We start from the raw sequence: 21,728 nt of genomic DNA, 5'->3' as shown, positions 1-21,728 counted from the left end.
TCAGTGGCCGTGCACCGACCTCAGGTGCTTGCGGTCGCGGCTGGTGGGCAGTGGCTCCTGCGCGGCCTGCGACAGCCCCGCGAGGATGCCGCATTCATCCGCGGCGCGAACGGTGCCGCAGCGCAGCCGCAGGTCCTTGAGCTGCTTCTCCAGCGCCCGCAGTTCCTTGATGCGCTGCGAGACATGGCCGATGTGCTCATCGATCAGCTCGTTCACGTCGCCGCAGTCGGTGCCCGGCTCATCCTTGAAGCGCAGCAGCACGCGCACCTCGTCCAGCGACATGTCCAGGCTGCGGCAGTAGCGGATGAACTGCAGCCGCTCCAGGTGCGGCTGCTCGTAGTCGCGGAAGTTGCCCTGGGTGCGTGCCGGGAGCGGCAGCAGGCCTTGCCGCTCGTAGTAGCGGATGGTCTCGATGGGCGTGGAAGAGGCGGTGGACAGTTCACCGATTTTCATGGGCACCTCGGGCGGTTCGAGAGGGCAGTGTAGGGGCTTGACTCTGTAGCAGCTACAGGGATTCAAATACCCCCGACTGCAAAAATTCCCACGCATGCCGCACCACCACCACGCGCACGGCCACGCACACGATCACGGCCACCACGAGCACGATCACCACCACCACGGGCATGGCGACGCACACGCCGATGAGCATGCGCACGAGCATGCCTGCTGCGGGGCGGCCAGCGAGGTGTCTGACACCCCGTCCTTGCCGCCGGGCCAAGGCTTGCTGCTGCGCATCCCCGCCATGGACTGCCCGACCGAGGAAGGGCAGATCCGCCGCGCCCTGGAGCGCTTTCCCGGCCTTCGCCTGCAGTTCAACCTGCCGGCGCGTTCGCTGGTGGTCGATGCGCCTGCCGACTCCTGGCAACCGGTCATTGCCGCCATCCAGGCCCTGGGTTTCCAGACGCAGACCCTGTCCACGCCGCCCGCCGCAGAGGACACAGCCCAGGCCCAACGTGCAGAACTGATCCGCCTCGTCGCCGCACTCGCAGTCGCCGTGGCCGCGGAGGCAATCCACTTCCTTGCGCCGGACACGATGGCGTGGAAGGTGGTCGGCATGGCCGTCGCCGCCGGTGCCATCGGCCTGTCGGGCCTGTCGGTCTTCCGCAAGGGCATCTCGGCGCTGCTGCGTGCCCAGCTCAACATCAACGCCCTGATGAGCGTGGCCGTCCTCGGCGCGTTCGTCATCGGCCAATGGCCGGAGGCGGCCATGGTGATGGCGCTGTACTCGCTGGCCGAGCTGATCGAAGCCCGCTCGGTCGAGCGGGCGCGCCATGCCATCACCGGCTTGCTGTCGCTGTCGCCGCAGCAGTCGGAAGTGCGGCTGGCGGATGGCTCCTGGGCCCTGGCCGACGCGAAGACCATCGCGGTCGGCACCATCGCCCGCGTCAAACCCGGCGAGCGCTTCGCCCTGGACGGCCGAGTCACGGCCGGCCATGGGGCGGTGGACCAGTCACCCGTGACCGGCGAAAGCATCCCCGTGGACAAGGGACCGGGCGACGGGGTCTTCGCCGGCACCATCAACCAGAGCGGGTCGCTGGAGTTCGAGGTCACCAAGCCGGCGGCGGACACGGTGCTCGCCCGCATCATCCACGCCGTCGAAGAAGCGCAGGGCCAGCGCGCGCCGACGCAGCGCTTCGTCGATCGATTCGCCGCCGTCTACACCCCGGCCGTGTTCGTGCTGGCACTCGCCGTGGCGGTGGCCACGCCCATGCTGCTTGGCTGGCCCTGGCTGACGGCCGTCTACAAGGCGCTGGTGCTGCTGGTCATCGCCTGCCCGTGTGCGCTGGTGATCTCCACGCCGGTGACCATCGTGAGCGGGTTGGCCGCGGCGGCTCGCCGAGGCATCCTCATCAAGGGCGGGGTCTACCTGGAAGAAGCGCGCAAGCTCACCGTGGTCGCGCTGGACAAGACGGGCACCTTGACCGAAGGCAAGCCGCAGTTGGTCGCACAAACCGTGTTGACGCAGGCCCTGCCGGAGCAGCAAGTCTTGCGCGTGGCACGCAGCCTGGCGGCGCGCTCCGACCATCCGGTGTCGAAGGCGGTGGCCGCCGGTTTGAACGGTGAAGCGCTCAATGTTGAAGGCTTCGGCGCGGACATGGGCCTGGGCATCCACGGCAAGATCGATGGTCGCGACTACATCCTCGGCAACCACCGCTGGATCCACGATCGCGGCCTGTGCTCTGCCGAACTGGAAGCCCGCATGCATGAGCACGAGGAGCAGGGCCGCACCGTGTCGCTGCTCGCGGATGCCGAGGGCGTGCTCGCGCTGTTCGCCGTGGCGGACACGGCCAAGGACAGCAGCCGGCAGGCCATCGAGGCGCTGAAGGCGCTCGGCGTGCGCACCCTCATGCTCACCGGCGACAACCCATCGACCGCGCAAGCCATCGCCCGACAGGTGGGCATCGACGAGGTCCAGGCGAACCTGCTGCCGCACGACAAGCACCGTGTCATCACCGAGCTGGGCAGCAGCCAGCAGGTCGGCATGGTGGGCGACGGCGTCAACGATTCGCCCAGCCTCGCCGCCTCAGCCGTCGGCTTTTCCATGGGCGCGGCCGGCACCGACACGGCCAAGGAAGCGGCCGACGTGCTCATCATGAACGACGACCTGCGCAAGGTTCCCGAGACCATCCGCCTGTCGAAGCGGACCTTCTCGGTGCTGCGGCAGAACATCGCGCTGGCGCTGGGCATCAAGGCGGTGTTCTTCGTGCTCGCGGTGTTCGGCAGCGCGACCATGTGGATGGCGGTGTTCGCCGACATGGGCGCGAGCCTGCTGGTGGTGTTCAACGGGCTGCGACTGCTGCGAGGCGTCGGCTCGCGCTGAAGACACCCGCCGCGGCCTCGGGCTCAATTGGGCTTCAGGAACAAGGTTTCCTTCAGCTGGAACCAATCCGTGAAGTCCCGGTTCACGTCGAACTCAAGCGGCGTGTCGGCGGTCGGATCGATCGAGAAATTGGCTGTGGCGCCGTTCGTCCAGGTCATCATGTAGGCCACCCCTTCCCAGCGGCTCTTGGTGGGCGCGCCGAGCAGCGCGCCATCCAATGCCGGCTTCACGCCCTTCATCCAGAAACCCAGGAAGCCCGTGCCGGCCGATGGATTGCTGGTTCCATCCTTGCGGCCCACTTCCGTGATGGCCACCAGGCGCTTCACGCTGCGGGCATCGGCCTTGGCGAAGGTCCGCGTGGCATCGATGGCGTCGCCCAGCGTTTTCGTCTCGGCCGCGTCCGCGTTGGCATCCGTGCCGGTGTGCTGCAGGTAGAAATCAAACCCGGCGATGTCCACGTACCGCAGCGACGCCTGGTTCGGATTCGGGCCTTCTGGCCAGTAAACGCCGTAGCCCGACTCCAGCAGCGGCTCCGCGCGCGGGCCGAAGGCGATCAGGACATTGCGCAATCCGTGCTCGTTGCGCAAGCGATCCACGAGGCGTTGCCACATCGTGCGGAACTGAACCGCGTTCTTGCCGGCCCACCAGTGCCCGTTCAGGCCGCCCTGGCCGTTCATCTCATGGAAGGGCCGCAGGATCACCGGGATGGGCGTGTTGCCCTGTTTCAACTTCTGCAGGAACGTGGCGAGGTCATCGACCCAATGGTCGAACTTGTCGCCGGAGCACTGGCCGTCGAAGGCCTGGTAGTTGTTCACGATGAAGTCCACCGGGTCCACGCCCTTGCGATTGCTGTTGTCGTCGCAAGCCGGGCCTTCGCAGACGACGAAGTTCTCCACGGGCCAGTGGATGGTCGTGATGCCGCCCTTGGCATCCGTTTCGATCATGCGCGCCAGCATGCGTTCGGCCTGGTCCGGATCGACGAGGAGCAGGCTGCGATAAGTCTCATAGTTCCAGCCGAAGACCACCGGATGGGCCGGCACGAGGTTGGGCCGATCTGCGACCTGCTTGGCCAGGCCGTCGAAGATGTCGCTGCCGAAGGCCGATCGATTTCCGCTGACACCTTGCCACGACGCATGCTGCTGGCCGAAGAGGGCCGAACGCAGCACTTCGTTTTGCTTGAGGCGTGCCCACAGGGCCTGCGTTTCCGGGGTCGGATTCGCTTGCGTCGGTGGTGTCGCGCCCTGGTCATCGAGCGGACGCGTGTCCGTCGGCGCGGAACCCGGTCTCCAGGGCGCATGAGTCGGGCAAGGGGTGGGATCAGGGTAGGCCGCCCAGGCGGCTGGGGCTGCCAACGCAGCACCGACGAGAGTCACGAGCAGGGACTGCGGGAAGAACCGCGTGTTCATAGGCACCTTTCGAGTTATGGGATGGCTGAACAGAAATCAAACCGCCACCGGTTGTTCGCAGGCGCAGTCTAGGGACCGGACTGTTCTGTGTGAGGTGCTTCTCTTCTGGGCTGGCGCTTGAACCTGGCGAATGGCCCGAATCCGGCCTTGAACCGCCGACGGCTCAAAAGCATCGTGCCGGTGGTTTCCAATCAATGCGGTGAATCTCTTCCATTGGCGACGGCGCACTCGTACGCTACGGGTGCCGCCGGCTGAGGCCTCACCATCCACGTGCAGCTGCTTTGACGAAGGGACGCGCACCATGAACCAGACCATCGAGGAACGCCTGCGCCTGGCGCTGCAGCAGCAGCGGGCCGCGTTCGACCGCGACCCCATGCCCAGCGAGGCGACGCGCCGCGACAGGCTTGGCCGCGTGCATGCCATGACCACCCGCCATGCCGATGCGCTGGCTCAGGCCATCGCGGCAGACTTCGGGCACCGGGCGCGGCAGGAAACGCTGCTGGCCGAGGTGTTCACCGTCCGCTCGGGCACGCGCCACGCCCTCAGCCACCTGCGGCGTTGGATGAAGCCGCGACGCGTGCCCACGCAGCTTCACTTCCTGCCGGGGCACAACACGCTGATGCCGCAGCCCCTGGGCGTGGTGGGCATCGTCTCGCCCTGGAACTACCCGTACTACCTCACCATGGCGCCCGCCATCGCGGCCCTGGCCGCGGGCAACCGGGTACTGATCAAGCCATCCGAGCTGACGCCCGAGACGTCCGCGCTGATGGCGAAGATGATCGCCGCCGACTTCGCCGACGACGAGATGCAGGTGATCACCGGCGACGCTGCGGTCGGACGTGCCTTCGTCGAGCTGCCGTTCGACCACCTCTTCTTCACCGGCTCGACGGCGGTGGGTCGCCTGGTGGCCCAGGCCGCCGCCCGCAACCTCACGCCCGTCACGCTCGAACTCGGCGGCAAGTCACCGGCCATCGTCGATGCAAGCAGCGACCTGCAGCTCGTGGCCGACCGGCTGGCCTTCGGCAAGCTGTTCAATGCCGGCCAGACCTGCGTGGCGCCGGACTACGCGCTCGCACCCCAGGCGCTGGTCGAGCCCCTGGCCGAGCGCCTCGTGCAATCGGTCCGCAAGCTGTACCCGACCCTCTCGGACAACCCGGACTACACCGCGATCGTCAGCGAACGCCACCGGGCCCGCCTGCAAGGCTTGCTCGACGATGCCCAGGCCAAGGGCGCGCGGCTCATTCCCACCCATTCAGAAGCAGCCGCCAACGGCCGGTTCGTGCCGCACGTGCTGACCAACGTCAACGAGGGCATGGCGGTGATGCAGGAAGAGATCTTCGGTCCCATCCTGCCCATCGTGGGGTGCAGCAGCGCTGACGATGCGATCGCGAAGGTCCGCTCGCGCGACCGGCCGCTGGCGCTGTACTGGTTCGGGCGCGACACGTCGGCCCGGGAGCGCGTGATGGCGCAGACCCATGCCGGCGGCGTGACCATCAACGATTGCATCTGGCACCTGGGGCAGGAGAACCAGCCGTTCGGCGGCGTCGGCGCCAGTGGTATCGGTTCGTACCACGGTGAGTGGGGCTTTCGCACCTTCAGCAAGGACAAGCCCATCTTCCACCAGCCGCGCCTGGCCGGCACGAGCCTCTTCAGCCCGCCCTACGGAGCGCGGTTCGACCGCCTGCTCGGGCTGCTGCAGAAGCTGTTTGGCTGAGGCGCAGGCACGCTACGGCCCCAGGCCGATTGGCGCCGGCACGATGCCGACGATGCGCGTGAACAGCGCGCGGTACTCCGCCTCGGGGTCGTGGCCCGCGAGCGGATCGCGGTTGGCGCTGAAGGCCTCGTCGAGTTCCTGCCAGTCCTCGGCCGTCAGCACCCGCTCGGCCAGCGGGAGAATCTCGCGCTCCTCCAGCGCCATGTGGGCGAGGTAGAAGTCCACGTAGGCCTGCGCCGCCGTCTCGAAGGCGGCGCGCCGGGGCTCGCCCATCATCTCGAAGCCCAGCAGCGCGTGCTCCAGGTCCTGGATGCGCCGCTCGCCGGTGTCATGCTCGGCATCCAGCCGGTCGAGCAGGTCGCGCGCCAGCGGCGTGCGGGCGCGCAGCTTCGGGAACATCAGCGTCGATTCCTTGCGGTGGTGCCGCTTCTGCGGGAACTCGTCCACGTAGAAGAGCATGGCCCGCAGCACGGCGAAGTCCGGCAGCGTGCGGGACTTGCGGTGCCGGTCCAGCAACAAGAGCACGGACCGCAGCATGGCCGAGAGCGCCTGGTGTTCATCGCGGATGATCCGGACTGCCGTGTGCATCATGTTCCTCCGTCGCTAGCCGCAGGTACCGATGTGCCCGCAGGCGGTGCAGAAATCGCAGCCGTCCTTGTGGATGAGTGTCGGGTTGCCGCATTCGGGGCAGCGTGCGCCGGGCATCGGGCGCGGGTGCGCCTCCTGGTCGCGCGGTGCCTGCAGGATGCCCATGTCGCGCAGCGGCCGGCCTTCCTCGTCGAGCACGCCTAGCATCGCGTAGCGGTGGATGACCAGCCGCGCCATGTAGGCCACGGTGGACGGCCAGGTGCGCTGCCGGCGCGTGCCGCCGTCCAGCGTCGGCACGAAGGCCATGAAGTGCCCCAGCGGCTCCGCATAGCTCAGCAGCTTGCGCAGCTTCATGCCGATCCACGCCGGGTCCAGCACGCGCATGTCCAGCGAGAGGATTCGCGCCAATCCGTCCAGCGCCCGCGGGTAGTTGCCCGAGAAGCCGAGTGCGCAGGGGCGGGTGACGGTGCCCGCCGGTCCGTCGGGCAGCACAATCTCCTTGAGCGTCAGCGTGAAGGCTTCGTCGGTGGCCGGGTTGTGAATGTCCACCGACCAGGCCAGCGTGCCATCGGTGCTGGTCAGCGGCTCCTCGCGGCTGAACATCGCGTCGATCACCGGCGTGGCGGGCCGTTCGCCGGACCACAGCCCCAACTGCTCGCAGCGCCGGCGGACCACGGCCGCCGTGGCAGCCACCACGCCCGGGAACCGGCGCAGCTCGCCGTGCGGTGGGAAGGGCATCTCGAAGGCATGCTCCTCCTGCACGGTGGACAGGGCATCGAGCTTGAGCCCCACCCATGCAGCGTCGCGCGTGCGCAAGTCCATGGACAAGGTCTTGGCCAGCGCGCCCAGCCCGCGCGGCTGCTCGGCGCCGTTCACCCACACCTCGAAGGGCGCGGGCCGGCCATCCTCCAGCAGCTCGCCGACGAAGAGGGCGAACTCGCCGAAGGAGTGCTTGATCATGTACGTCCAGGCCGCGTTGCCGCCCGGGAAGTCGGGGCGGCCGGGCCAGCGCAGGGATGCCAGCACCGGCTCGGGCGTGCGCTCGATGGCCAGCCGGTGGTTGGCATGCGCCGTGTCCAGCAGCGGTGCGGCCGCAGTGGTGGGCTGCACGCTCAGCACCGAGCCGAGCACGCTGTTGGGCCGGTAGGTGGCCAGCCCCTTCAGGCCCGATTGCCAGGCCTTCAGGTACAGGTCCTGGAAGTCCGTGTACGGGTAGTCGGCCGGCACGTTCACCGTCTTGGAAATCGCGGTGTCGATGAACGGTGCCACCGCGGCCACCATCTCCTCGTGCGACTGCGCGCTCATCTCCAGCGCGGTGACGAAGGCCGGCGAGAGCGGCGCGTGCTCGCCCTTCAAGTGCCGGTACAGCCGCCACGCGTGGTCCTCCACCGCATGCTCCTTCACGCCACCATCGGGCATGCGCTTCTTGCGGACGTAGCTCCACGAGAACGCAGGTTCGATGCCGTTGCTCGCGTTGTCGGCGAAGGCGAGGCTGATGGTGCCCGTGGGCGCGATGGCCAGCAGGTGCGAATTGCGCAGCCCCGTGGTACGGATGCGTTCCTTCAGCGGAGCCGGCAGGCGCGAGGCGAAGGTGCCGCGGCTGAGGTACAGGTCGGCGTTGAACAGGGGGAAGGCGCCGCGTTCGGCGGCCAGATCCACCGAGGCCTCGTAGGCGGCGTCGCGCATCACCTCGGCGATGCGGCGGGCCATCTCGCGGGCCGGTGCGGTGTCGTAGCGCAGGTTGAGCATCACCAGCGCATCGCCCAGCCCGGTGAAGCCCAGGCCGATGCGCCGCTTGTTGCGCGCCTCCTGTGCCTGCCGCTGCAGCGGCCAGAAGGTCACGTCCAGCACGTTGTCGAGCATGCGCACGGCCACGCGGGCCAGCTGGGCGAAACCTGCTTCATCGAAATGTGCTTGCGGCTCGAAGGGATCGCGCACGAAGCGGGTCAGGTCGATGGAGCCCAGGCAGCAGCAGCCGTAGGGTGGCAGCGGTTCCTCCGCGCAGGGGTTGGTGGCGGAGATGGTCTCGCAGTACGACAGGTTGTTGTCGAGGTTGATGCGATCGAGGAAGAGCACGCCCGGCTCGGCGTGGTCGTAGGTGGACCGCATGATCTGGTCCCACAGCGCGCGGGCCGGCAGCGTGCGGTAGATCCACAGCCCGTCGCCGCGCTGGCGGGCGCCGTCGGCCTTTTGCTGTGCGCCGGGCTCGGCACGGTGCACGAGCTCGATCTGGCTGTCGTCCTGCACGGCCTGCATGAACGCATCGGTCAGGCCCACGGAGATGTTGAAGTTGCTCAGGTCGCCATGGTCCTTGGCGTGGATGAACTCCTCGATGTCCGGGTGGTCGCAGCGCAGCACGCCCATCTGCGCACCGCGCCGCGCGCCAGCGGATTCGACGGTCTCGCAGGAGCGGTCGAACACCCGCATGTACGACACCGGCCCCGAGGCGCTCGACTGCGTGCTGGACACCCACGCGCCGGCCGGGCGGATGCGCGAGAAGTCGTAGCCCACGCCGCCGCCACGGCGCATGGTCTCGGCCGCTTCGGTGAGCGCGGTGTAGATGCCGGGGTGGCCATCGTCGTCGGTGGCGATGGAGTCGCCCACCGGCTGCACGAAGCAGTTGATCAGCGTGGCCGACAGCTCGGTGCCGGCCGCGGAGTTGATGCGGCCTGCGGGCACGAAGCCTTCGCGCAGCGCCTGCAGGAAGCGGGCTTCCCATGGGGCACGGACCTCGGCGGGCTCGGCCTGCGCCAGGGCGCGCGCGACGCGCTGGCGGACCTCGTCGATGCTGCGCTCATCCCCCTTGGCGTATTTCTCCAGCAGCACCTCCTCGCTGATCGGCTGGGCGGGCAGGGTGCGGGTCGTCGCGGGCGGAAGGGCGGTCGTCGTCATGGGGTCTCCGTGCATTCGTTGCCGCTGACGATAGTGTGGGGCGGGATGGATTTCCTTGCGTGCGATCAGGACAGTGCGTGATTGATTGCCGGCACTTTCCCGCCCCGCGTGTTGCGCTTCGTCACACGCTTGCGCTGGGTCAACAACGGCTATTGCGACTGGTGCCCCAATCGGCATCATGAAGCTGCCTTCGTTCTTCGAGCAGGTCCCGGTGCTGCGGGTTCGCGACCCCTTGGCCGAGGTGCTCGCCTGCGCGGAAGGAGGCGTGCTGGAGTACACCTACGCCGACGTCGTTCGGCTGACCGGGCACTCGTGCCCCACGGTGGCGGCCAGCTACTGGCTCACCTGGCGGGCCATGCAGGAGCTGTATCCCGACGAATTGCCGGTGCGCGGTGGCGTGAAGGTCGAGTTCCGCGAGGACGCACGCACTGGCAGCACCGGCGTGGTGGCCAGCGTGGTGCAGATGCTGACCGGCGCCGCCGGCGGCAGCGGGTTCAAGGGCTTGGGCGGCCGGTTCGGACGCGCAGGGTTGATCCGCTTCTCGCCGGGGCTGCCGCTGTCTCTTCGCTTCACCCGGCTGGACAACGGCGCGCAGGTGGACGCGGGTGCCGACCTGTCCTTGCCGCCGCAAGACCCTGCCCTGGACGAGCTGCTTCAGCGCTGCGCCACCGGCCGCGCCGACGCACAGGCACTGGCGGAGCTGGGCCGCCTCTGGCAATTGCGTGTGCAACATCTCCTGCTCGACCTCGCCTGGGACCCGGGCGTCTTCGTCGTGCGGCGTGTGCAGCGCCGGCTGCCGGCGCCGCCGTCGACGGGCCTGCGGCTCAGCCCGGCTTGCCGTCCAGGCGCGGGCGGGTGAGCACCGGCCAGTAGTGCAGGGCATAGAGCCCGAACCCGGCGGACCACAAGGCAGCCGAGGACAGCACGGCCGGCACCGTCATGGCCGGGGCCACCAAGGGCAGCACCACGCGAACCAGCGCGGCACCGAGCACCAGCACGTAGCTGGCCACCTCGGCGCGATCCGTACGCAGCGGGCGGCCGGTGTGGCCACGAGCGGTGCGCGTCATCATGCCGATGACGAGCCCGCCGATGGCGCCCACCGTCAGCGCATGCGTTGCGGCCGATGGCGGCAGCCCGCCCATCATCGAGATCGCGCGCAGGGCCAGGTGCAGGACGATCCACAGGTAGGCCGCATGCAGCACCCACACCAGCGGCGTGCGCCAGGTGGTCCAGGGCTGCCACAGGCACCAGCGGATGAGGTGGGCCACGGCCGCGACCGCGAGCAAGGCTGCCATTGCCTTGGGCGGCAGCTGAAGCACGTCGCCGGCCAGCGTCGCCAGCACGGAGCCCAGCGCCATCTCCTCCACCAGCGGATGCCGTTGCGCCTTCGCGCCCGGCACGCCGTTGTTGGTGAACATCGGAATCACCCGGCCGCCCATCACGGCCATGATGAAGAGCACCACGTCGAGCGCAACCTGGATGCCCGCCCATCCCGGCACCGTGATGACGCCCAGCTGCGCCAGGTGCACGCCCATCGAGGCTGCCGACATCAGCACCAGCAGCCCGACGAAGAAGTAGTTGCGCCGGTTGTTCGACGCGACGAACGGAATGGCCAGCGCAATGGCTGCCGCCATCGGGAATGCGGCATTGACCAGTGCAGCGGCCCAGCCGAACGGCGTCAGCACCAGCACCCGGCCAGCCACCCACAGGCCCGCCAGCGCGGCCAGGGGCCATCCCGTGGGCGTCGGCCGGCCCGACCAGTTGCGCCCGGCGGTGAAGAGAAACCCGACCACCACCGCCAGCGTGAACCCGAACAGCATCTCGTGCGCATGCCAGATGGGACCTTGCAAGTAGGCGTGCTGCATCCAGCCGCTGAACTGCAAGGCCCACAACGCGATGGACAGCGCGGCGAACACGCTGGCCAGCAGGTAGAACGGCCGAAAGCCCAGCCGCCACAGGGCGAAGCTGGTGGTGTCGACAGGGCCCTTGTGAGGCTCCTCGATCTTGATGAAGGTGGTCATGTGAGTCATGTGGGCGCAGCCCCTTGCAGCGTGGCGTTGTCGAGGAACAGCACCTGCGCCAGCCCCTGGCGGTTGGCCACCAGGTCGTCCAGCGTGTAGCGGTCCAACACCTCGTAGAAGGCATCGACCGCCTCGGCCAGCACGCCGCGCAGCCGGCAGATGCGCGCGATGCGGCAGTGCCCCGACGGCTCGAAGCATTCGGCCGGCGTGTCCAGCCCTTCGGTCTGGCGAACGATGTCGCCGATGTGCAGGGCCTGGGCCGGCCGGGCCAGCGACATGCCGCCGCCCTTGCCGCGCACCGTGGCCACCCACCCATGCTTGCCGAGGAAGTGCACCACCTTCGTCAGGTGGTTCGCCGAGATGTCGAACGCCTGGGCGATCTCGGCGATGGTGCAGCGCCGCCCCGGCTGCGCGGCCAGGAAGATCAGCACGCGCAGGCTGTAGTCGGTGAAGGCGGTGAGCTTCACGTCAGGCGCCGCTGCACGAGCCTCCGCCGCAGCAGTGGCCGTGGCTGTGCGCGTCTTGCGACGAAGCGCTCAGCTTGCGGATGCTCACGCGCCAGGTGTGGGGGCCGGCTTCGAGGTAGTCCCAGCCGAAGCCGCCAGGCATCTCGGCCTGGAACTGGAAGTACAGCGGACGCGGATCGTGGTCGTTCACGAGTTCCATCGACTGGCCGACGCCCAGTTTGCGGAAGGTCGAGAAGATGGTGGGATGGCGTTCCCGCGGCGCAATGCTGCGGACGTCAACGGTGGCGGATGGGGTGTGTGCCATGGTGTGCATAAGGTGTATTGGCGATGCACCTCATGCTAGGAAGGCCGGGGCCGCAGGGCTTTGATCGAGATCAATCGGACGATGACTTCGTGCTGGCAGCCACAGCGTCGCATCCGGCCTGCCATCGGGCGGGCGCTGCAACCTATCGTCAGGCCTCGTCTTGCGGAGCCATGGACATGACGCCTGCCACGCTGCTGGAATCGGAACCCTGCGCGATCGACCCTGCGGCCGATCGGCATCCACGGATGCATCGCCTGGCACAAGCCAAGGCCGGTGAAATCTCGTCCCGCGGCTTGATGTCGTTCCCGACGCTCTCGCCAGCCGATGCGAGCCGGATCGAGGGCGTGGAGGCCGTCCTGGCCTGCGCGGCCGAGCCCATCGTGATCCAGCTTCCCAGGGCGGCGCTGAAGGTCCGGTTCGATCCTCGGCTCCCGGCCGAGCTGCTGTACTACCTTGCCGTCGCGGACTACGAGCAGTCAGACCTCGACCTCGCACGCGACCATGTCTGCCCCGGTGAACGTGTCATGGAGATTGGCGCGGGCATCGGCGTCACCGGTTGCGCGCTGGCGCGTGCCAGTGGCGTGGCGCCGGTGCTGGTGGAACCCAACCCGGTGCTGTGGGAGTACATCGAAGCCAACTTCAAGGCCAACCAGCTGCCGGTGGAGCTCGTCAGGGCTGCCGCCGTGCCGTCAACGTATGGCCGCCAGAGCGTCGACTTCCACACCGCCGAGAACTACTGGTGGAGTTCGCTCAAGAACGGCAGCGGCATGCGGCAGATCGAAGTGCCCGCAGTGCCGTTCGCCCGACTGCTGGCCGAGCACCAGCCGCAGGTGTTGGCCATCGACATCGAAGGCGCCGAGGACTCGCTGGTGGAAGAGTCCGTGCCGGACTGCGTCCGCAAGGTGCTCATCGAAATCCACACGCCTTCGCTCGGCAGCCGTTCGACCTGTGCGGTGGTGGCCTGGTTGCAGGCCCAGGCGTTCCAGCTGGTGGACCTGCGGGCCCACACCTGGGTCTTCAAGCGCTGATCGGCGGGATACAAGGCTTGTAAGATTCAAGCCGACTTGAACGCTGAAGGGAACGGGATGCAAGAGGTGATCGAGGCGGCCAGCCAACGGGCTCGCACGGCCGCGTGAGCGCTTCGCCCATGAGCCTGAGGACCGTGCTTCTCGCGGCCGTGCTGCTTGGCCTGGCCGGAATCGCCGCTGCAGCCGAGTCGCCCGACAGTACCGATGCTGCCTTCGGCGCGCTGCTGGCCATGCCCGGCGCGCAGCCTCACGAAGGCGGCTGGATCATCCCCGAGCAGGCCGACCCGGCGCCGCCGAACGAAGAGGCCTTGATCGCCCGCTTGCGCGACCTGAAGAAGGCCGGCGCGAACTTCAATGCCATGCGACACCGCGGCACCTTGCTGGCCCACGCCATTCGAGCGGGCAAGGACCGCACTGCCATCTGGCTGCTGAACAACGGGGCCGACCCGAAGCATGTTCTCTTTGCCAATGAGCGCAGCGCCTACGACCTGGCGACCGAGTCGCAGCGGGCGGCCGTGAAAAGCGTGCTGGAAGCCAAATTCGGATTCAAGCCATCGCCACCGAAGGCGGCCGGTCAAGCCGCGACCCCGGCCGCTGCACCCAAGGCCGCGGAGACCCCGAAGAGTCGCCAGCAGCAGACCATCGAGTTGATGGACAGGCTGCTGGGGCCGGCGCGCCGTCCGACGGAGGCGGGTCGGCAGGAATGGCAGAAGTTTGCTTCGACGCTCAGCCGTGAAGACTACGTCGCCACCTTCCGAGACGGTGAACGTCTGCAAGAGCTGGTGCGCCTGGTGCGGGACACTGACGGCGGATTGGAAGGCGCGCTGTCCCCATTGCCCGTGGACCTGGTGCGCCGGCAGGCCCAGGGCATCGCGGAGTTGTTGGCCGAGGTGAGCTACCCCCTGTACTCGTCGGCCGACCAGCCGCTGACCTTCACCGCGGCATCCCGGAATTGGCCGGCCCTGTGGAAGCGGATCGACCAGCGGCTGAACTACGAACGCTACCCTGATCTCGCGGGCCGCGTTCCGCCGGCGCTCTGGGCCGGGCTCTTTGCCAGCGGGTATGCAAAGCACGACGCCGAGGTGACGGGCTGCTTGCTGAGCGCGGCCAGTGCCGACAGTCTCAAGGCCTTCTGGCCAGACTTCCTGCGTCACTTTTCCGATGCACGCGAGCAGGCCACATCCCTGGTGCTGGCCAACTACCGCTTCGCACGCGAACGAAGCCCTTGCTACTACGCCAGCGGTCCGGCCGAAGTGCTCAAGAAACTGGCCTTCTTGCGTGAGCAGGGCGTGAGCCGCCCGGTGTCGGGCTTGCGCATGTCGCGGCTCCAGGAATCAGGCGATCCGTCATTGGCAACCGCTTTGCGTGCGCTTTCCGCGCCGGTGCCTGCTGCGCCTCGGCTGCGCAAGGCACTGCTGTCTTGCACGCTGAGCTTGAACGACGCGTGGCTGAGCGCCCTGATCAAGGCGCGTACGGTGGGTTGGGGCATTCCACCGGTGACAGTCCAGGCCATCGGCGTTCCGGGCCAGGACCGTTGCGGATTGGCGCTCAGCGGAGATGGCTACGGCGAGAGCTCCGACACCTACGACGACTTCTTCAACGGGCCCGGCAGGGAGGGCTCGACACGCTGTGCGGACCTGCCGGACGACGGTGAAATCTGGATCGAGAAAGCCGGCACCATCAGCCCTGTGGACAGCGGGTCCGACACGCGTGGCAGCGGGTTCATCTTTCGCACGGTGCTGGACCAGAAGACCGGCAAGCGCTACCTGCTCGACCCGGGCAAGCGAGGGGCGCTGTGCAGCCAGTCCTGGGAACTGCCCAATGCCTACGAATGGCAAGCGGGCCCCCGAGGACCGGCCCTGCGGCCCAGCGGAGACGATGCCCTGGTGGATGGGCTCTTGCGCGAGCAATGCCGTGAAGTGGCTGAGTCCCAGTCCCTGAGCTGCCAAGGGATCGGCGTTCTTGGAGAGTACGAAAGCGGGGCGGAGCCTGAGGCCAAGGACGTCCTTGCCATGCTGCGGGAGGGCGAGGCTGTGCCCATCCAGCGCTTGGTGGATGTGGTGGGGGTTGAGCGCAAGAAGGCGTATCAGGCGGCCATCGCTGCGCGTGATCGGAACGAGATGCGGCGCTTGCTGTCGATGGGCATCGCTGCGCGGTGGACGGCAGCGGAAATCCGTGCGCTTGGACCGGCCGAACTTCCGTTGGAGGAGAAGCGACGCCGCATTGCCTTGCTGTTTGCCAATGCGGATCAGCTGGACCTGGCGATGAGTGAGGACCGCTTTGGTCTGACGGAGTCGCTGCTGGGCTGGTTGCCGATGCAGGACTGGGGGCCGGTGTTGCGCCTCATCGAACGGAGCCCGGATTTGTGGCGTGGTGCGGCGGGTGCGTTGCGGGATGCGGCGGAGAAGGCTGGGCGAGGGGATCTGGCTTGCGGTGTGGATCGGGCGCAGGGGTATTTGTGTGGGGGTGGGGTTCGGTTGGATTGAGATGCCGACGCGCACTCGCCTGAGGTCGGAGTGGACTTGGGACTGGACGAAGGCATTCGCACGAGTGATCGATGCGAAGAAATACGTAGCCTCGAGCACGCTGGAGCGAGTAGTTGGCTGGCCAAATGCTTGATTGGCCCAATACACTCAATGCCACTTTTGCAAGAGCGGAACCTGCTCAATATCCGATGAAAAAAACCCTGCGACAACTCCGTCCACTCCTGCTGCTCCCGTTGTTGGGCGGGTGCATGACCGTCGATCCCTACACGCCGCCTTCATCGGGGGCGCTTGGCTATGTCCGCATTCGACATGACGACGTGGCAGATGACCCGAGTCGAGGTGCTTCCATCTACACGAAGGCCGGGTGCTCGGCGCCTCGAAAGCTAAGCACCGGCGTGTGGACTGCTATCCCTGCAAATCAGAACTTCGAATACGTGAAGGTCTACTCTTTTGGCCAGGGTTTTTGCGTCGTGAAGAACCAGATGACACTCGCGCCGGGTCAACGGGTTGAGGTTTCATACTCCAAGTCCATTCGCGGCCTGAGCATGTACTGCACGGCAGACGCCACCGAGTATTCGTCCGCTGAGGTTGCCAAGGGGCGAATCCGCCTGGAGCCAGCCAACTGCAGCAACTAGTTTCATGGCGTCCTTGGAAAGCTATCACTACCTCTTGGATGGATCGGATCCTGGGTGGGTGCTCGTGCGCGTGAATCGGCAGGCGGTGAAGCTGGTGCTGGTCTTTGCAAGTACAGGGCCTGGTGTGCGAGAGGTCAAGGCGATTCGCGGCGCGGTGCCGGCCTATGCAGCACTCACCGCCTCGCAGGCGCTTGCGAAGCCTCGCGGAGCCATTGGCCTCATCATCGAAGACAGCTTGGAGAGCAAGCAGGTTTGCGATGAGGCACTGAGGCGTGGAGTGAGCGTCAGGCACATCGAGGCGTGACGCATATGCCAAAGCTGTCCATCGAGTGGTAGGCGCGAATTCCGATGCCAATCTGGGAGGGGAGATTCAGATGTATGCAGTCAAGGTCCAAATCAACGACCAATTGCCAGTCACTGGCGGGGCTGATGACCTCAGCGTCCTTTCAGCAATCCTGACTCTGACGGGCAAGCTGGGGGCGACGAGTCACCCACGCCGAGACAATGGCAGTGTTGACTTCACGTTTCGCCTCGGTGGACTGACAGCGCGCGGCCCTGGTATTCAAGACCAGCACCTGGTCTGGCTCGAACAGGACGAGCTCAAGGTCGGCGACAGGCTTTCAATTGAGATTCTCGAGACCGAGCAGCCGGATCCTGTGGAGAGCGGCAGCGACGCGGATGAGCGTGCGAGAGATGAGCGCTCTTACTATGAGCACTGCAAGCGCGCCTACTTCGAATTGCGGAAAAAATTTGAGCCAGACGCCTGACCACTCCATCGAGTGGGCGTTGCGCATGGAGAGGAGCATCCTTGTTTGAGTGGTTGAGGAAATCCAGAAGAACTGCAGAGCCTCCGGCGTTGCCAGTCGGAAGTGAGCGACTATCTGAATTATTCCGAATCAGTGCTGAAGGACCCGGTCCTGGTCACTACGGCATGTGGTTTTCTTCACCCGGCGACGAAGCCTTTTCTGCTTCGTCAACGCTGGCTTGCATCGATCGAATCTATGAAGCTGTCAGCGGAGTAGAAGAATTTGCCTTGGCAGAGATACTGCGTTGCCTAGGTGCAATCGACGGTGATGCCAAGCGAGTCCCTCTTCCTGAGGAAAGTGCCGTATTTCCAGTTGTCGGTAAACAAGGTGAGCGCTTCTTGGTGTCTGCCTCCAAGGAGAAGGGTATTCGGTTTCACTTCCCTCGTGCCACGACCGCTGCGATTCGAACGGCAGTCCTGAATGCATTCGGCAACCACTTGGAAGCTCGTCGGGTGGAACTGCAGGAGTCCGCTTCGAGGCTGCAACCTTCTGGCTCCGACATTGACACGGAATGGTGGTCCTCGATGAAGCAGGTTGCGCGAGGCTTGGAGGAAAAGGGTGAGCCCTTGCGCAGTATGGGAACGATCGTTTACGACAGCTAGAGACAGAGACTGTGCGGTGCCAACAACCTTAATCGCTCGCTTCAGGTTGCAGGCCAGAACCCGTAGGCTCATCTCGGTTCGAACGCGAGGCAAGGTCTTGGTGACCCAGGCTACCGAAGCGTGCCAAGCGGGTCGGTGCGACCTCTTCTGCGGCAACACACTATCGGCATCCAGTGGCCGCCACCCACTTCATCTCTCCCTTGTTGACTTTGGCTCCGAGGTCCAGCACCTCCTCGCCGATGGCTTGAGGGTAGCGCGTCTTCATGGCGACTTTCAGCGCGTCGGAGTTGGCGGCCTTGGCCATTTCCTCGCCGTACGCGGTGAGGTAGTCGATGCTGTAGTGCACGCTGCTCAGGTCGGCAGGCTGACCAGGTTTGGCATGTCCGGCAACAACCGTCCGCGGCCCGAGTGCCTCGATTCGTTTCAGGTCGTTGATCCAGCACTGACGCTCAACTGCCGAGGCGCTGTCCGTCATCCACAGGTGCATGTTGCCGAACACACGAACGCCCCCGACCACTGCCTGAATCGACGGGATCCAGACGAAGGTGTAGAGCGGCGACGGCCCATCCAATCCGATCACCTCCAGGCGCTGACCTTCAAGCTCGAACGCATTGCCCTTCAGGGCGGTCGGCACAATCGGCGTCTGCGGACCGTTGGCACCGAGCATCGGTCGCCACACCTTCAGCTTCTCCGGCAGGCTGGCTTGGATGTGGGACACCGTCGCGCCGGTGGCAAGGATCTGAGCCTGAGGAAAGGCCTGGTGGATCACCTCAAGCCCGAAGTAGTAGTCGGGATCGCCCTGGCTGATGAAGATCGCCTTCAGCTTCTTTCCGCTGTCCAGGATTTGACCCACCACGCGGTGCGCATCGGCGCGGGTGAACTGTGCATCGATCAACACGGCGTCGGTCTTGCCGACGACCAGAGTCGAGGCGACGTTGAAGCCGCGCCCATCGGCGCGGTACGTGCGCAGCTCCAATGGCGGCTCGTCTGCGGCATGCAAGGGTGCGGCAGCGCCAAACATCAAGAGCGTGGTCACCAGGGCACCCAAGCGGAATAGAACGTTCTGCATCGTAGGCATTGAATAGAAGATATGGGATCGCTGAGAATGCGCTAGGCAAGAACTTTTGATAAGTACGCACCTTGAGGTAAGCCCGCATGTCGATCACGTCATTGGGAGAGTCAGTCACGGCGCAAGGTCGCAATGGCGGTGTCGGCAGTGTGTTTGCCACCGACTGCCCATCCAGAGCCGTGTTGCAACACGTCACCAGCCGCTGGGGGCTGCTCATCCTGTTGTTGCTGCTCAAGGGCTCACGCCGGTTCAGCGAACTGCGTCACGGTATCGACGGCGTGAGCGAGAAGATGCTGGCACAGTCCCTGCGGGCCTTGGAAGCAGATGGTTTCGTGATCCGAACCGTTCAAGAGCAGGTGCCGCCGCGCGTGGAGTACGGCCTGAGTGCCATCGGCGTGGAGGTGGCCCTGCATGTGGAGGCGCTGGCTGACTGGATCGAAGCGAACCTGCCGCGGATTCAACAAGCTGCCCCCGAGGCGCTGGATGGGGCGGCGGACACTCCCGGGGTCAGACTTGATATCGTCGGTGGCGAATCCGGCTGAAGATTCGGTCATCCCGGATTGGAGACCAAGTACACCAGTCCTCGCTAGCTGCGACCGACCTGTATCCATTACTGAGCCGGATGTCTGCTAGAGACTGGTAGCTGACCTTCGACGGCGGCCTCCTGAGCGTCGGCGGCCGCCGCAAGCTGACCTTCACGAGCACCAGCTTCAGACTGGTGGCTGAGTCGAGCTCGAAGGCGCTTGTTTCATGTCGTACGCCATGTAGCGCAGGATCGCTCGGGCGGCCGCGGCTGAGGGTGGCGGTCATGTCCCCGCCCCGTAAGCTTTGCGCCCCATCAACGGGCATCCACTGAAACCCCAAGATACTGTTGTCCAATCCCCGGTTGATGACGCAAAATGCAACAAACCGTACACCGGGGAGGCATAGATGGCGAACAAATCTGCAGCATCGGGCGAGTTGACAACAAGGACCTAGGCGGTGGCATTGAATCGCATGCCGCCACCCCAGCACACCACCTCGCCTCCCTCCCTCCTGGCCCGCGTCAATTGGCGGGCGGTGGGCGCGCTTGCGGCCAAGGAGCTGAGCAACCGCGAGGTCCACGCACCGGTGGTGTCGACTTACCGGTGGTGGGCGCGGCGTCCTCATTGCGTCATGGGCGCGCTGCTGGACGCTGCTGTGGCTCAATATGGGCCCGAGCTCGTCGTCTCCGACCCGTTCAGTGGAGGCGGGACGGTCACGTTCGAGGCTGCCAAGCGCGGCCTCAAGACCTACGCACAGGACCTCTATCCATGGCCGGCTCGCGGTCTCGCCGCTGCGCTTGGCACCTGCGACGCTACTGAGCTTCAGGCCGCCGCTGACCGAGTGCTTGCGGCCCTGGCACCGCATCGGGAGGGGTATCGCACGGCCGACGGCCACGAGCTGTCTCACGTGCTTCGCGTCCGCCGCTCCACCTGCGCGCATTGCAGCGGCAAGGTGTTCGAGTTCCCTCACGGCCTAGTGTCGGTCACCAGTCGTAGTCTCAGCGACCGCGGTGCCTTCTTTGGCTGCCGCGCCTGCGGACACCTGACTCGTCGCACCCGAGGCATCAAGAGCTTTACCTGCGACGGTTGCGATGCCCGCTGGTCGGTGAATAACGAGACTGCGGGATGCCCGCACTGCAGCCACGATGCCTTGTGCGCGGAGGGCTGGCAGGCCGTTCTCGTCCAAGAGCTCGCTGTCGTCCACAGCCAGCTGCGAGCCGTCCTGAGGCCCGTTGCTGAAGGAGACCCCGTTGCGCTCCACCCCGCTTCGGGGGTCCACGAAGCGCTGGCGGCCAAGATTCCGACGGGCAAGGAGACCAAGCGGCTGCTCGACAATGGGTTCGCGGCATGGCGCGACCTGTACTCAAGCCGACAGCTTGAAGCTCTAACCCAGGGCCTGAAGGCTGTGGCGCGGCTGGACTGCGCGCCGGCGGTCAAGGACCGCTTGGCCTTCTCGCTGCTCGGCGCCGCTGAGATGCCCGCCTTACTCAGCCGCTGGGACCGATTCAACCTCAAACCGTTCGAGGGGATGGCGAATCATCGGTACGCGCAGACGACGTTCGCAGTGGAGTCAAACCTGCTGTCACCTGTCGGTAGAGGGACGATTCCGAGGCGACTTGAAGCCGCCGCCCAAGCCCTGCAGTGGTTCATCGACTCGAGGAAGCGACCGCCGAAGGTAGCCACGACCGTTCCCGGCCGCCGAGGACGCAGGAAGACTGACTGGGACGTTCTCGTCACCACGGGCAGCAGCGTCAAACAAGCGCTGCAGACGGGGTCCGTGAACGTCGTGGTGACCGACCCGCCGTACTTCGACGATGTGCAGTATGGCGAGCTCGCTAGGCTCTTCCACGTGTGGCTAAAGGTCTACGACCCGAATGTGGTCGTGGACGAGAGCGCGGAGGCGGTGCCGAACAGCACTCGCGGCACGTCGCCAGCGGACTACGAGGCGACGATTGCGGCGTGTTTGGCCGAGAGCCGGCGGACGCTGAAGGCAAACGGCAGGCTCATCCTGACGTTTCACAACAAGAAGATGGTGGCCTGGCGGGCGCTGGCAGGGGCCATCGCGACCGCCGGCTTGAAAGTGACCGCGCTCGCTGCCGTCCTGGCGGAGAACCAGGGCGACCACTGCAAGCGCAGCGTCAACGCCATGCTGCATGACCTGGTCATCGAATGCGCGCCGGCAAACACACCCCTGTTGCCGGCGCCGTCGTTGGAATTCACCCCGAAGTCCGCGGCTGAAAAGAACCTTGCCGCCATGGGTCTAGCCCTGGTTGACTGCGTTGCCGCTCGCAACTCGGCCGACCTCGGCGCGGAGTATCGCGCTCACCTCGAACGCCTTGGCGTTCGAAAACGCCTCATCGACTGA

20 protein-coding genes are annotated in these 21,728 nt (G+C 66.2%); 11 read left to right on the top strand and 9 right to left on the bottom strand.

The window, feature by feature from the left end; translation table 11 throughout:
* Nucleotides 1–453, bottom strand: coding sequence for a Cd(II)/Pb(II)-responsive transcriptional regulator (gene cadR, locus DZC73_RS20630; protein ID WP_124542266.1), 453 nt, complete (start codon nucleotides 451–453; stop codon nucleotides 1–3).
* A 52-nt stretch (nucleotides 454–505) separates the two neighbouring features.
* Nucleotides 506–661, bottom strand: a complete 156-nt coding sequence (locus DZC73_RS30340) for a hypothetical protein (protein ID WP_161974676.1) — start codon at nucleotides 659–661, stop codon at nucleotides 506–508.
* An 81-nt stretch (nucleotides 662–742) separates the two neighbouring features.
* On the opposite strand from DZC73_RS30340, the gene DZC73_RS20625 reads away from it, so the two are divergent.
* Entirely contained in the window at nucleotides 743–2,821 is a 2,079-nt protein-coding gene (locus DZC73_RS20625; RefSeq protein ID WP_124542488.1) for a heavy metal translocating P-type ATPase, read from the top strand.
* A 23-nt stretch (nucleotides 2,822–2,844) separates the two neighbouring features.
* Here the strand turns inward: DZC73_RS20625 and DZC73_RS20620 are convergent, their stop codons facing one another.
* Nucleotides 2,845–4,227, bottom strand: coding sequence for a glycoside hydrolase family 26 protein (locus DZC73_RS20620; protein WP_124542265.1), 1,383 nt, complete (start codon nucleotides 4,225–4,227; stop codon nucleotides 2,845–2,847).
* Between the two features lie 301 nt (nucleotides 4,228–4,528).
* Between DZC73_RS20620 and DZC73_RS20615 the strand changes: the two genes are divergently transcribed.
* Nucleotides 4,529–5,941 (top strand): coniferyl aldehyde dehydrogenase, encoded by a 1,413-nt coding sequence (locus DZC73_RS20615; protein WP_124542264.1) that lies wholly within the window; start codon nucleotides 4,529–4,531, stop codon nucleotides 5,939–5,941.
* 12 nt (nucleotides 5,942–5,953) lie between these two features.
* On the opposite strand, the gene DZC73_RS20610 is transcribed toward DZC73_RS20615, so the two are convergent.
* Together DZC73_RS20610 and DZC73_RS20605 are read right to left on the bottom strand one after the other, a co-directional pair.
* The gene (locus tag DZC73_RS20610) at nucleotides 5,954–6,532 is read right to left on the bottom strand and encodes a hemerythrin domain-containing protein (protein ID WP_124542263.1); all 579 of its coding nucleotides are present in this window, start codon (nucleotides 6,530–6,532) and stop codon (nucleotides 5,954–5,956) included.
* Between the two features lie 12 nt (nucleotides 6,533–6,544).
* Nucleotides 6,545–9,421 carry an adenosylcobalamin-dependent ribonucleoside-diphosphate reductase gene (locus DZC73_RS20605; protein WP_124542262.1) on the bottom strand — a complete coding sequence of 959 codons (2,877 nt, stop codon included), beginning with the start codon at nucleotides 9,419–9,421 and terminating at the stop codon, nucleotides 6,545–6,547.
* 178 nt (nucleotides 9,422–9,599) lie between these two features.
* On the opposite strand from DZC73_RS20605, the gene DZC73_RS20600 reads away from it, so the two are divergent.
* The gene (locus DZC73_RS20600) at nucleotides 9,600–10,280 is read left to right on the top strand and encodes a hypothetical protein (protein WP_198414911.1); all 681 of its coding nucleotides are present in this window, start codon (nucleotides 9,600–9,602) and stop codon (nucleotides 10,278–10,280) included.
* Here DZC73_RS20600 and DZC73_RS20595 read toward each other — a convergent pair.
* The 3 genes from DZC73_RS20595 to DZC73_RS20585 are packed head-to-tail and all read right to left on the bottom strand — an operon-like array spanning nucleotide 10,246 to nucleotide 12,213.
* Nucleotides 10,246–11,442, bottom strand: coding sequence for an NnrS family protein (locus DZC73_RS20595; protein WP_124542261.1), 1,197 nt, complete (start codon nucleotides 11,440–11,442; stop codon nucleotides 10,246–10,248). The two genes, DZC73_RS20600 and DZC73_RS20595, sit on opposite strands and share 35 nt — an antisense overlap.
* Nucleotides 11,443–11,447: 5 nt before the next feature.
* Nucleotides 11,448–11,909, bottom strand: a complete 462-nt coding sequence (locus tag DZC73_RS20590; RefSeq protein ID WP_124542260.1) for an RrF2 family transcriptional regulator — start codon at nucleotides 11,907–11,909, stop codon at nucleotides 11,448–11,450.
* Nucleotide 11,910: 1 nt separating this feature from the next.
* Complete coding sequence (locus tag DZC73_RS20585) at nucleotides 11,911–12,213, bottom strand: DUF2249 domain-containing protein (RefSeq protein ID WP_124542259.1); 303 nt, start codon at nucleotides 12,211–12,213, stop codon at nucleotides 11,911–11,913.
* 176 nt (nucleotides 12,214–12,389) lie between these two features.
* On the opposite strand from DZC73_RS20585, the gene DZC73_RS20580 reads away from it, so the two are divergent.
* The 6 genes from DZC73_RS20580 (at nucleotide 12,390) to DZC73_RS20555 (ending at nucleotide 17,770) form a co-directional block, all read left to right on the top strand.
* Nucleotides 12,390–13,241, top strand: coding sequence for an FkbM family methyltransferase (locus DZC73_RS20580; RefSeq protein WP_161974675.1), 852 nt, complete (start codon nucleotides 12,390–12,392; stop codon nucleotides 13,239–13,241).
* A gap of 134 nt (nucleotides 13,242–13,375) precedes the next feature.
* Nucleotides 13,376–15,727, top strand: coding sequence for a hypothetical protein (locus DZC73_RS20575; protein ID WP_124542257.1), 2,352 nt, complete (start codon nucleotides 13,376–13,378; stop codon nucleotides 15,725–15,727).
* A gap of 248 nt (nucleotides 15,728–15,975) precedes the next feature.
* A complete protein-coding gene (locus DZC73_RS20570) occupies nucleotides 15,976–16,362 on the top strand; it encodes a hypothetical protein (protein WP_124542256.1) in 387 nt (128 codons plus the stop codon).
* 4 nt (nucleotides 16,363–16,366) lie between these two features.
* The gene (locus tag DZC73_RS20565) at nucleotides 16,367–16,666 is read left to right on the top strand and encodes a hypothetical protein (RefSeq protein ID WP_124542255.1); all 300 of its coding nucleotides are present in this window, start codon (nucleotides 16,367–16,369) and stop codon (nucleotides 16,664–16,666) included.
* 70 nt (nucleotides 16,667–16,736) lie between these two features.
* Entirely contained in the window at nucleotides 16,737–17,129 is a 393-nt protein-coding gene (locus DZC73_RS20560; protein WP_124542254.1) for a hypothetical protein, read from the top strand.
* A gap of 41 nt (nucleotides 17,130–17,170) precedes the next feature.
* Nucleotides 17,171–17,770: a hypothetical protein gene (locus tag DZC73_RS20555; RefSeq protein ID WP_124542253.1), complete on the top strand. Its 600-nt coding sequence runs from the start codon at nucleotides 17,171–17,173 to the stop codon at nucleotides 17,768–17,770.
* Between the two features lie 160 nt (nucleotides 17,771–17,930).
* Here the strand turns inward: DZC73_RS20555 and DZC73_RS20550 are convergent, their stop codons facing one another.
* Nucleotides 17,931–18,839, bottom strand: coding sequence for an MBL fold metallo-hydrolase (locus DZC73_RS20550; protein ID WP_161974674.1), 909 nt, complete (start codon nucleotides 18,837–18,839; stop codon nucleotides 17,931–17,933).
* Between the two features lie 86 nt (nucleotides 18,840–18,925).
* Between DZC73_RS20550 and DZC73_RS20545 the strand changes: the two genes are divergently transcribed.
* Complete coding sequence (locus tag DZC73_RS20545; RefSeq protein WP_124542251.1) at nucleotides 18,926–19,381, top strand: winged helix-turn-helix transcriptional regulator; 456 nt, start codon at nucleotides 18,926–18,928, stop codon at nucleotides 19,379–19,381.
* Nucleotides 19,382–19,820: 439 nt separating this feature from the next.
* Nucleotides 19,821–21,728, top strand: coding sequence for a hypothetical protein (locus tag DZC73_RS20540; RefSeq protein WP_124542250.1), 1,908 nt, complete (start codon nucleotides 19,821–19,823; stop codon nucleotides 21,726–21,728).

Source organism: Rhizobacter terrae, assembly GCF_003852895.1.
Taxonomy (GTDB): domain Bacteria; phylum Pseudomonadota; class Gammaproteobacteria; order Burkholderiales; family Burkholderiaceae_C; genus Albitalea; species Albitalea terrae.
The sequence above is the reverse complement of the archived record's forward strand: the minus strand, read 5'-3'. Positions and strand labels throughout refer to the sequence as shown.

Coding starts and splice junctions, on each gene's coding strand:
- DZC73_RS20625 (WP_124542488.1), top strand. CDS start 743: ATGGACTGCCCGACCGAGGAAGGGCAGATCCGCCGCGCCCTGGAGCGC.
- DZC73_RS20560 (WP_124542254.1), top strand. CDS start 16,737: ATGTATGCAGTCAAGGTCCAAATCAACGACCAATTGCCAGTCACTGGC.
- DZC73_RS20600 (WP_198414911.1), top strand. CDS start 9,600: ATGAAGCTGCCTTCGTTCTTCGAGCAGGTCCCGGTGCTGCGGGTTCGC.
- DZC73_RS20620 (WP_124542265.1), bottom strand. CDS start 4,227: ATGAACACGCGGTTCTTCCCGCAGTCCCTGCTCGTGACTCTCGTCGGT.
- DZC73_RS30340 (WP_161974676.1), bottom strand. CDS start 661: ATGCTCGTGCGCATGCTCATCGGCGTGTGCGTCGCCATGCCCGTGGTG.
- DZC73_RS20550 (WP_161974674.1), bottom strand. CDS start 18,839: ATGCAGAACGTTCTATTCCGCTTGGGTGCCCTGGTGACCACGCTCTTG.
- DZC73_RS20545 (WP_124542251.1), top strand. CDS start 18,926: ATGTCGATCACGTCATTGGGAGAGTCAGTCACGGCGCAAGGTCGCAAT.
- DZC73_RS20570 (WP_124542256.1), top strand. CDS start 15,976: ATGACCGTCGATCCCTACACGCCGCCTTCATCGGGGGCGCTTGGCTAT.
- DZC73_RS20615 (WP_124542264.1), top strand. CDS start 4,529: ATGAACCAGACCATCGAGGAACGCCTGCGCCTGGCGCTGCAGCAGCAG.
- DZC73_RS20580 (WP_161974675.1), top strand. CDS start 12,390: ATGACGCCTGCCACGCTGCTGGAATCGGAACCCTGCGCGATCGACCCT.
- DZC73_RS20565 (WP_124542255.1), top strand. CDS start 16,367: ATGGCGTCCTTGGAAAGCTATCACTACCTCTTGGATGGATCGGATCCT.
- DZC73_RS20595 (WP_124542261.1), bottom strand. CDS start 11,442: ATGACCACCTTCATCAAGATCGAGGAGCCTCACAAGGGCCCTGTCGAC.
- DZC73_RS20605 (WP_124542262.1), bottom strand. CDS start 9,421: ATGACGACGACCGCCCTTCCGCCCGCGACGACCCGCACCCTGCCCGCC.
- DZC73_RS20610 (WP_124542263.1), bottom strand. CDS start 6,532: ATGATGCACACGGCAGTCCGGATCATCCGCGATGAACACCAGGCGCTC.
- DZC73_RS20585 (WP_124542259.1), bottom strand. CDS start 12,213: ATGGCACACACCCCATCCGCCACCGTTGACGTCCGCAGCATTGCGCCG.
- cadR (WP_124542266.1), bottom strand. CDS start 453: ATGAAAATCGGTGAACTGTCCACCGCCTCTTCCACGCCCATCGAGACC.